The organism is Mesorhizobium sp. WSM4836 (genome assembly GCF_055811815.1).
This window is the reverse complement of record NZ_JBVVQF010000018.1, coordinates 137,463-143,663: the sequence shown is the minus strand read 5'-3', so window position 1 is coordinate 143,663 and position 6,201 is coordinate 137,463. Positions and strand designations below refer to the sequence as shown.

General features: G+C 63.2%; 9 protein-coding genes. 5 read left to right on the top strand and 4 right to left on the bottom strand.

All coding sequences use genetic code 11. The annotated features are described in order from the left end of the window. Positions 1 to 71: 71 nt before the first annotated feature. Entirely contained in the window at positions 72 to 584 is a 513-nt protein-coding gene (locus AC0L2P_RS21190) for a DinB family protein (protein ID WP_473503682.1), read from the bottom strand. Between the two features lie 77 nt (positions 585 to 661). On the opposite strand from AC0L2P_RS21190, the gene AC0L2P_RS21185 reads away from it, so the two are divergent. The 5 genes from AC0L2P_RS21185 (at position 662) to AC0L2P_RS21165 (ending at position 4,353) form a co-directional block, all read left to right on the top strand. Further along, the gene (locus AC0L2P_RS21185) at positions 662 to 1,363 is read left to right on the top strand and encodes a glutathione S-transferase family protein (protein WP_473503680.1); all 702 of its coding nucleotides are present in this window, start codon (positions 662 to 664) and stop codon (positions 1,361 to 1,363) included. 421 nt (positions 1,364 to 1,784) lie between these two features. Further along, complete coding sequence (gene bluB, locus AC0L2P_RS21180; protein WP_473503678.1) at positions 1,785 to 2,420, top strand: 5,6-dimethylbenzimidazole synthase; 636 nt, start codon at positions 1,785 to 1,787, stop codon at positions 2,418 to 2,420. Positions 2,421 to 2,577: 157 nt separating this feature from the next. Continuing rightward, on the top strand, positions 2,578 to 2,874 hold the full coding sequence (locus AC0L2P_RS21175; protein WP_473503676.1) for a DUF1905 domain-containing protein: 297 nt from the start codon (positions 2,578 to 2,580) through the stop codon (positions 2,872 to 2,874). A gap of 276 nt (positions 2,875 to 3,150) precedes the next feature. Further along, on the top strand, positions 3,151 to 3,573 hold the full coding sequence (gene ndk / locus AC0L2P_RS21170) for a nucleoside-diphosphate kinase (protein WP_023677669.1): 423 nt from the start codon (positions 3,151 to 3,153) through the stop codon (positions 3,571 to 3,573). Positions 3,574 to 3,744: 171 nt separating this feature from the next. Further along, on the top strand, positions 3,745 to 4,353 hold the full coding sequence (locus AC0L2P_RS21165; protein WP_473503674.1) for a class I SAM-dependent methyltransferase: 609 nt from the start codon (positions 3,745 to 3,747) through the stop codon (positions 4,351 to 4,353). Positions 4,354 to 4,427: 74 nt separating this feature from the next. On the opposite strand, the gene AC0L2P_RS21160 is transcribed toward AC0L2P_RS21165, so the two are convergent. The 3 genes from AC0L2P_RS21160 to AC0L2P_RS21150 form a co-directional block, all read right to left on the bottom strand. Then, a complete protein-coding gene (locus AC0L2P_RS21160) occupies positions 4,428 to 4,697 on the bottom strand; it encodes a hypothetical protein (RefSeq protein ID WP_473503672.1) in 270 nt (89 codons plus the stop codon). 194 nt (positions 4,698 to 4,891) lie between these two features. Then, complete coding sequence (locus tag AC0L2P_RS21155) at positions 4,892 to 5,659, bottom strand: YbaY family lipoprotein (RefSeq protein WP_473503670.1); 768 nt, start codon at positions 5,657 to 5,659, stop codon at positions 4,892 to 4,894. 61 nt (positions 5,660 to 5,720) lie between these two features. Then, a complete protein-coding gene (locus AC0L2P_RS21150; RefSeq protein WP_473503668.1) occupies positions 5,721 to 6,200 on the bottom strand; it encodes a molybdenum cofactor biosynthesis protein MoaE in 480 nt (159 codons plus the stop codon). Position 6,201 lies beyond the last annotated feature (1 nt).

The window sequence follows — 6,201 nt, the reverse complement described above, 5'->3', positions numbered from 1 at the left end:
ATCCTCGCAAACGCTCTCCTCAAGGCGCAGAGAAAATGGGCCCCTAAAACCCCTTGATCAAAACGGATACTTTAGGCGAAAGCCCTGCCCTCCTCGCTGCGCTGGAACATCGTCAGGTCCAGTCCGAGGCTTGGCTTGCCCAGAATGGTCAGGATCGCATGCGCCTGGCCGCGGTGGTGGGTCTGGTGGTTGAAGAAGTGGTCGAGCGCCGGCGCCAGTCGCTGGGAGACGGTGCGCATATCCGAGACGGTCATGTAGGAGAAGCGGCCCGACAGCGCCTTGTCGCTCAGGCCGTCGACCCAGTCGATGATGCGTTTGTCCTCGGCCTCGCGCGCCAGCCGCAAGCCTGGCAAGGCGCGGTGCAGGATGGTGTCGAGCCTTGCCGGAGCGTCACCCTCGCCGGTGAAGCGTTTCATCCAGATACGGTCGGCAGCCAGGAGGTGATTGAGCGTTCCCATCATCGAACCGAAGAAGACACCGACAGTGCGGTCGAACTCTTCATCATCGAGATCGGCGGCCACATCGTAGATGCGGCCATTGGCCCATTGATTGTAGGCTGCAAACATCCTGAAATGCTGTTTCATTCTTCTCTCGACCTGCGAGACCCCGTTTCGCGCGGGTCTGTTTCGGGCATAGTTAGACTGCAAGGACGCTGCCGCCAATGACCATTCTGCTCTATGACCTTATCGGACGCGATGCCGCCCGCCCATTCAGCCCACATTGCTGGAAGGCGGCGATGGCGCTGGCCCACAAAGGGCTCGACATCTCCAGCGTGCCGACCCGTTTCCTCGAAGTGCCGAAAGTGGAAGGCGGCGTCTCGAAGCTCGTTCCGGTGATCCGCGACGGCGAGACGGTGGTAGCCGATTCCTTTGCCATTGCGCTCTATCTCGAGGAGACCTATCCCGAGCGGCCGACATTGTTTTCCGGCGACGGCGGCAAGGCGATGGCGCGCTTCATCGAACGCTGGTCGCAGCTCACCATCCATCCCTACGTCACCACCGCTGCGATACTGGACCTGCATGCAATGCAGGACGAGGCGAACGCCGCCTATTTCCGGCAAAACCGCGAGCAGCGCTTCGGCAAGAGCCTGGAGGCGGTATACGCAACCCGCGACGGCGGGCTCGCCAGCTTCCGCGCCTCGCTGGAGCCGCTGCGCTCGATGCTTGGCTATCAGCCCTTCATCGGCGGCCCGTCGGCGCTGTTTTCCGACTACATCGTTTTCGGCGCGCTGCAATGGGCGCGCATCGCCACGCCCTACCGGCTGCTCGACGACAGCGATGTCGTGGCGCAATGGTTCGAACGATGCCTCGATCTGCACGGCGGCCTCGGCCGCACCGTCGCGGCCGCAGCGATCGCCGCTTGAGAGTTGAAATCGGCAATTTCATCGGCAATGCCACATTTTGTTCTTGCTTTGTGCCGGCAGCTATGCTACTAATCTCGGTATGGTGCTAATTGGCTCCAACGACCCGCCCGGCTTGCCGAGGCGGGTTTTGTTTGCCGGTCAAGGTCCAACGGCGTAGATCGCGGCAATGTCGTCCAGCCTCGGCTGAAACGCGTCGCTTTCGACCGGCCTCATGCGACGCGTTACAGGTTCTTGTGTTTATGCATGTCGTTATCGCAAAACCGCTGCACGCTTTTGCGCGACATGCATTAGAATTGCCGCCCGGCGAAATGCGACAATGCAGTAGACGACGTGTCGCTCGAAGCGCCTCATCAGCACCCGGATCGAAGCAAACAAGACGAAAGTCCGGCGAACCGGGCAACCACAGCAAAGGCAGCGCGCCATGACCGCAAACCCAGAGTTCCCGGCCGAGTTTCGCGCCGGGCTCGCCAATCTCTTCCTGTGGCGGCGCGACGTCAGGCGGTTCAAGCCGACGCCGCTCCCGGACGGGGCGCTGGAGCGGCTGCTCGAGCTTGCCAGCGCCGCGCCGTCGGTCGGATTGAGCCAGCCCTGGCGCTTCGTCATCGTCGAGAGCGAAGCATGCCGCGCCGCCGTCAGGGCATGCTTCGAGCGCTGCAACGCGGAGGCACTCGCAAATTTTTGCGGTGAACGCGCCGCGCTCTATGGGCGCCTGAAGCTTGCCGGCCTGAACGAGGCGCCCTGCCAGTTTGCGGTTTTCGCCGACCGCGCAACCGAGCAAGGGCATGGGCTCGGCCGCCTGACCATGCCAGCCACCATAGACTATTCCGCTGTCATGGCGGTCCACACGATGTGGCTGGCGGCGCGCGCCGAAGGAATAGGCATGGGCTGGGTCTCGATCCTCGATCCGGCCGAGATGGCGACAATCCTGGACGTGCCGCCGGAGTGGACACTGATCGGTTACTTCTGCATCGGTTACCCCAGCGAGAACCACAGCGTGCCGGAACTGGAACGGGAAGGCTGGGAAACGCGGCGGCCGTCCATCGTGACAAGGCGGTAGTAGAATGGTGGCGCTGCCATCCTCTTTGCGGGGAAGAATGACTCCTCCCCTGCAGGGCTGTGGACGTCATGGGATGGTTTCGCCGATCGTCATCATTGCCAGCAAGACACCATGGCAAAGCCAGTCGTGACGGCCTTGACCTGAGGAAGGGCATAGAGTGTTTCGCTATGACATGCAGGCCGAGATCTGGGTCTATCCGGGCAAGGCCGGCTGGCATTTCGTGACGCTGCCGCCGGAGCTTGGAGCCCGGATCAAGGCGGCGATGCTGGGGATGGCAAGGCCCTGGGGCTCGCTTGGCGTGGAAGCCGTCATCGGCCAGACCAGATGGCGGACATCGCTGTTTCCCGACAAGAAATCCGGCAGCCTGCTCTTGCCGATCAAGACCGCGGTGCGGGTTCGCGAAGGCCTCGGGGCTGGCGACACGGCCAACCTGACGATCGAGATGCAGTTATGACGACGTTGGGTCAGGCTGACGACGACGCGCTGTAGGGCGCGGCTTCATTCCAGCTTGGGTTCCTCTCCCCACTTTCGTGGGGCGAGAAACCCAAGTCTCGAGAGTTCGTGGGACAAACCCCTCCTCTGGCAGCTTCGCCGACGGTGCTGCTCCATTTACCTCCCATGCCCCACTGACCTCGCATGCCCCCTCGCCGGCCTCCCCTTGGCAAGGCGGCGGGCGGCTTGTATAGAGCCCGCCACCCTCAATTCCACTCTCCATCACAAGGACGATCCCATGGCGCTCGAACGCACCTTTTCCATGATCAAGCCGGACGCGACCCGCCGCAATCTCACCGGCGCTATCACCAAGATACTGGAAGATGCCGGCCTGCGCGTCGTCGCTTCGCGCCGGGTGTGGATGAGCCGCCGTGAGGCGGAAGGTTTCTATGCCGTCCACAAGGAGCGTCCGTTCTTCGGCGAGCTGGTCGAGTCCATGTCGTCGGGCCCGACAGTCGTGCAGGTACTAGAAGGCGAGAACGCCATCGCCAAGAACCGTGAAGTGATGGGCGCCACCAATCCGGCAAGCGCCGCCGAAGGCACCATCCGCAAGCTGCACGCGCTGTCGATCGGCGAGAATTCCGTGCATGGTTCCGACGCGCCGGAAACCGCCGCGCAGGAGATCAAATACTGGTTCTCGGACACCGAGATCGTCGGCTGAGCCGAATCCCGAACCCATCAAAAGGGCCGGCGCAATGCCGGAAGGCCGGCGCAATGCCGGCCTTTTTCGTTAGCGGACACTTTCAGGTCTAGGCTCCTCGACGGGTCATGGGTGCGTTAAGTTCGATGGCGCGGATCAAAACGCGATCCCGAGAATGGAGCCGACCAGGCCATGACCAACACCGTTCCCGGTTTTTTCGAGGGGACCGAAATGCCGACCGGCGGCTGGTGGGAAGCGCTGTGGCCCGACCCCGCCGGGGTGTTAACGGCGGTGGGAGTGAAGCCTGGCATGGATGTGGTCGATCTCTGCTGCGGCGACGGCTGGTTCACGCTGCCGCTCGCCAGGGTCGCCCGTCATGTAATCGCCATTGACATCGATGCCGATCTGCTCGAGGTCGCCAGGCGGCGGCTGACCGAAGGCGGCGTGAGCAATTGCGAGTTTGTGGCGGGCGATGCCTATGAGCTTGCCGGGCTGGTGCCTCAAACCCTCGACTTCGTTTTCATGGCCAACGCTTTCCATGGCGTTCCGGACCGGCCGCGCCTTGCCCGCGCCGTCCGCGCGACGCTTGGCCCTGCCGGTCGTTTTGCCATCGTCAACTGGCACCAGCAGCCGCGCGAGCAAACCACGGTCCTCGGCGAGCCGCGCGGACCGAAGACCGAGCTGAGGCTGTCACCCGAACAGACCACTGCGGCGGTGGAAGCAAGCGGTTTCAAGCTCGCCGAGCAGGTCGACATACCGCCCTACCACTACGGCACGGTATTCAAACTTGCGACGAATTGAGAATGCCTCGTGGATGCGGCCTCGCTAGTAGGACGTATGTCGCCCGCCGCCCCCTAGCGGCGGGTTCTGCCAGCCTATTTCGCCTGGCGTTCCTTCACGTTCGCATGTTCATTCGCCGCGTCCGTGTCGGTGGACGGGGTCTTGGTCTCCTCACCTGAAAACGGGCTGCCCTGCCCTGGCGCGAGATCGCCGCTATGGCCTGCCTTGTTGGTCTGGAACGGTTGGCTGTCCGCTTTGAGACCGTGGTCAAGAGCGTTGACGAGATGGTCGTCCGCCTTGGCAAGCCCGGTAAGGGCAAGGAGCGATGCACCGGTGGCGGCAAGGATAAGCGTGTGCGTTTTCATGTCTGGACTCCTTTGAGTTAAGGCCAGAACGAGCCGCAGCCATTCTGGCGGCTTCAACGAAGGGACAAACGTCCCTTTTGCCTTACCCGCCAACGTATGAGGACGTAACGCGCGCGCTGCCCAGCCTATTCCCGCTGAAACACATCGTGATTGGCATGCGGCTGCCGCGAGGACCAACCGGCCTGGGCTAAGCGCTAGCTCGCGGCGTTGAAGCGAAGGATGTCGCGGCCGTTTCTGTCGACAATGACAAGCTTGCCGGCGTCGACATGATAGGATGCCGCCTTGGCCAGCGCCTGGAACAGCGCCTTTTCCTCGGCCATGAGCTGAGGCGCGCAGGCCTTGAAGGTCGAGCCGATGTCGCTGATGGCGATCGTCGAGCCGTCTATCCTGGCGGTGGCGAAATAGACGTTGCAGGGGCCGCTGCCGCCGGCCTTGCCGGCTTCGCTGATGCGGAAGGTCGCCCGCGGCCCGGCAATCACGCCGATGCCGTCGATGTATTCGACCAGCCAGCTTTGGCCGAACACGGAGGCTGCCGCCGGCTCGTCGCCCGGCGCCGCCATTTTCAGCATGATGGTCTGTGGCGCGTCACTGAGCGGGTCGATCTGGTGGCGCGTATCGGTGACGAACAGCAGCCGGTCATCGACAGTGATGCGCGCCTGCAGCGCGTAGGTCATATCAGGCCGGATCACCCGCGGATCGAAGCTGATCTCGAACTTGATCGGCACCTGGCCGACCGGCACCACCTTGCGCTCGCCGATGATTGCGGCCGGCGCGTCGGCCAGCGACACGTCGGCAAGCTGCACCGAAAGTACGGCGTTGGGCGGCAGCGCGATGCGCTCGCGATACATCACCTCGCCCTTGAGCGTTTTTTCGGCAGCAACGGAATGATCCGGAAGGGCAAGTATGCCGACGGCCAGCGGCACCAGCCCGAAGATGAAGAACTCGGCAATCCTGTCCAGCATGATCCTGCTCCCCTTCCGGCTAAGGGTTTCGCAGGATTGCGGTCAACGAATGGCGCGGGATTTATTCGGACGGCGGCTGCTTCCAGCGGCTCGCGGCCTTGTCGTCGGCCTCCTTGGCATCGACCCAGCCGCCCTCGGAACCATCGCTATGGTGTTCTTTTTTCCAGAACGGCGCCCGGGATTTTAAATAGTCCATCAGAAAATTCGCGGCCTCGAACGCCGCCTGCCGGTGGGCGGAAGCGGCCACCACCAGCACGATGTTTTCGCCGGGCGCGATCTTGCCGTGGCGATGGATCGCGGTGAGCCCCTGCAGCGGCCAGCGCTCGATTGCCTCGCCCGCGATGCGGGATATCTCGGCTTCGGCCATGCCGGGATAATGTTCGAGCTCGAGCGCCGAGAGCCTGCCTTGCTCGTCGCGGCAAAGGCCGGAGAAGGTCACCACAGCGCCTATGTCGTTGCGACCCCTGGTCAGCCTGGCGATCTCGGCGGCGACGTCGAAATCCTCTGCCTGGATGCGCACGACCGGCACCACCGAGGACATG

Coding starts and splice junctions, on each gene's coding strand:
- AC0L2P_RS21190 (WP_473503682.1), bottom strand. CDS start 584: ATGAAACAGCATTTCAGGATGTTTGCAGCCTACAATCAATGGGCCAAT.
- AC0L2P_RS21185 (WP_473503680.1), top strand. CDS start 662: ATGACCATTCTGCTCTATGACCTTATCGGACGCGATGCCGCCCGCCCA.
- bluB (WP_473503678.1), top strand. CDS start 1,785: ATGACCGCAAACCCAGAGTTCCCGGCCGAGTTTCGCGCCGGGCTCGCC.
- ndk (WP_023677669.1), top strand. CDS start 3,151: ATGGCGCTCGAACGCACCTTTTCCATGATCAAGCCGGACGCGACCCGC.
- AC0L2P_RS21165 (WP_473503674.1), top strand. CDS start 3,745: ATGACCAACACCGTTCCCGGTTTTTTCGAGGGGACCGAAATGCCGACC.
- AC0L2P_RS21160 (WP_473503672.1), bottom strand. CDS start 4,697: ATGAAAACGCACACGCTTATCCTTGCCGCCACCGGTGCATCGCTCCTT.
- AC0L2P_RS21155 (WP_473503670.1), bottom strand. CDS start 5,659: ATGCTGGACAGGATTGCCGAGTTCTTCATCTTCGGGCTGGTGCCGCTG.
- AC0L2P_RS21150 (WP_473503668.1), bottom strand. CDS start 6,200: ATGTCCTCGGTGGTGCCGGTCGTGCGCATCCAGGCAGAGGATTTCGAC.